We start from the raw sequence: 2,558 nt of genomic DNA, 5'->3' as shown, positions 1-2,558 counted from the left end.
TGGAAGCCGAGGCCGTCGTCCAGCATGGCAAAGCGGCCGGAGGCGAGTGCCAAACGCTGGCGGTAGGTGCCGGCAACATACTCGCCGCTTCCCGCGCGATTGAACGGCTGGCCTGTTTCGGCGGAGAGTTTTTCGCCGGCCGCTTCCAGCTCGCGACGGCGCAGCGTGTCGATCAGCCCGCGATTGAAGGTGACACGCTGGCCGTGTCGCTCGCCGAAGCCCTGTCCGACCAGATGATCCGCGCGTCGATCCAGCGCCTGCCGTACCTCGGCGCCGAAGCCGGCCTCGGACAGGGCGGCAGGTTCGCGCGCGATGTTCTGCCGATCGAGCCAGGTCGCGCCTGTTGCCGTGATCTGCCGGTCGATGTCGAGGTCGGAGCGGACGGCGATTGCGACGCGGCGCTGTCCTTGTGCGTCGTCGAACTTGCGCAGTTCGACGATCGAGCCCGGCGCGCTGTCGCCGGCGGCTTCGAGGTCGGGCAGCTTGATGTGATGGGTGCGGCCGTCGACGCCGTCGACCACGGCGTAGGCGGAGCCCTTCAGCTCGTCATCAAGACCGCGATCGACCAATCGGCCGATCACGGGCGCATCGAGGCTTTCGGCCGCGAGCACATAGCCCGCCGAGCCGCGTTCGATGCCGCGATCCGTCAAAGCCCGGTGCATGCGTTTGATGATGTCGCCGCGCTCGCCGAGTTCACGCAGAGTCGCCTCGGCCTTCGTGTCGATCGCCCATTGACCGGGGCCGACCTGCTCGGCGAGGCCGAGTGTTTCCAGCTTGCGGAGCCGTCCGACCTTCAGCGCATGAAATTCGTCGAGCCGGACGTTCGGATCGATCGCCGTCTCGATGACGCCCGTGGCATGGCCATCGCGGATAAGCTGGCGGTCAAGCTGCGTGAAGCGCTCGGCATCGACCTGGCGTTTCAGGCTGCGCTGGATGTCGAGGTCGGTGCGCGGCCCTAATTCCTGCGTGATGAGGTCACGCGCGCGGTCGCGCATTCCTTCCTTGATGTAGTCGCGTGAGATGACGAGGTCCTGCCCGTCGTCACGGACCCCGCGCACGATCAGGTGGACATGGGGATGCTCGGTGTTCCAGTGGTCGACCGCCACCCAATCGAGGCGGGTGTCGAGATCCTTTTCCATCTGCGTGACGAGATCGCGGGTGAAGGACCGCAGGTCGGCCATGTCGGGCGCATCGTCGGGCGAGACGATGAACCGGAAATGGTGGCGGTCGTCCTGGCACCGTTCCGCAAAGGCCTTCGGATCGGCGTCGTCGCCCCCGGGACCGAAGAGATGGGCCTTCTCCCCATCGCGGGTCACGCCTTCGCGGCGCAGATAATTGAGGTGGGTCGCGAGCGGCGCCGAGCGCGATGTCTGGCGCACGACGCGCGCCTTGATGACAGCGTCGCGCGTTCGCGCGGTGAGCAGCCGGTTCGCCTGGATGCTCGCACGCTGGCCCCGCCCGAAGCGCGAGCGGTTGCCGGACACGATCCGGCCGGAGCGTGAGACGCCGGCCCCGGCCTTCTTCGCCGCGGCGAGAGCCTGCGCGATGAAGGGACGAGCCTGCTGCGCACGGGTCGAGCGGATGCGGCCCGGCCGGATGCGGAAATCACTGTCGCCGGTCATGGCTGATGCCTCGCACATCGCGCCAAGCACAGGAAATCGCAGGAAAATCGGCGTAGTCGTGAGGTGCGGGGAAATCCCGCACATCGCGAAATCGCCTCATAACCTATTGAAAAACCACAACCGACCCAAGCCGCACCTCGCGGCCTTTTATCCTGCCATCGTCCGGTCGTGTTGCCTGCCTCTACCCTCAACGCACACCATGACGCGCTTGAGCACGCTATCGTGCGATCAGGAACCGGGCTGCTCATGGCGCATTCCTTTGGCCCGAACGCGGGACAAACAGCCCGCCCGACTGCGGCTCGATGGCGGAAACATCGCGCACGGACGATGTCGTCATCGCGGCATCGGAAGCGCGCTCGGCCGGTACGGGAACGGGTATCGATATGCGCTCAGCTTGCGCGATGAACAGCGGCGCGCGTGTCCAGGCGAGTGCATCGGCCGCGGCGGCCACGATCGGCCAAGTCGCATCGCCGCTGGTCACCGACGGCGCGACGATGGCGACATAGGCGCGCGTTTCCGCGGGCAGCGCCCGGCCCTTCAGCGAGTCCTCGTAACGACCAGGACCGGCATTGTAGGCCGCGATCCAGCCGGGCGATCCGTAGCGATCGAACAGCTCGCGGATGTAGCCGGCGCCGGCGATGATGTTGTCATGCGGATCATAAGGATCAGCGCCGAGACGGTGGCGAAGGCGCAAGCCTGCCCAAGTGGGCGGCATGATCTGCATCAGGCCCATCGCGCCCTTCGGCGAAAGGGCGCGTGGATCGCCTGCACTTTCGGCACGCATCACCGCCCTGATCCATGCGATCGGAACGCCGAAGCGCCGCGAAGCCTCGGCGATATGATCGCCATAGGGATCGCGTGGCGACGGTCGATCGGCGCCCAAGTCCTGCGCCATCGTGATCGCCGGCATGATGCTCGCGAGGCTAAGGCCGGAAA

General features: G+C 66.7%; 2 protein-coding genes. Both read right to left on the bottom strand.

Annotated elements, in window-relative coordinates; all coding sequences use genetic code 11:
- The coding region (locus K408_RS0136675) for a relaxase/mobilization nuclease domain-containing protein (RefSeq protein WP_028146161.1) at positions 1 to 1,622 on the bottom strand (1,622 nt) is incomplete at its 3' end.
- A 244-nt stretch (positions 1,623 to 1,866) separates the two neighbouring features.
- On the bottom strand, positions 1,867 to 2,558 hold a 692-nt coding region (locus K408_RS0136670), incomplete at its 5' end, for a lytic transglycosylase domain-containing protein (RefSeq protein ID WP_028146160.1).

Source organism: Bradyrhizobium sp. in8p8, assembly GCF_000426845.1.
GTDB lineage: Bacteria > Pseudomonadota > Alphaproteobacteria > Rhizobiales > Xanthobacteraceae > Bradyrhizobium > Bradyrhizobium japonicum_C.
The sequence above is the reverse complement of the archived record's forward strand: the minus strand, read 5'-3'. Positions and strand labels throughout refer to the sequence as shown.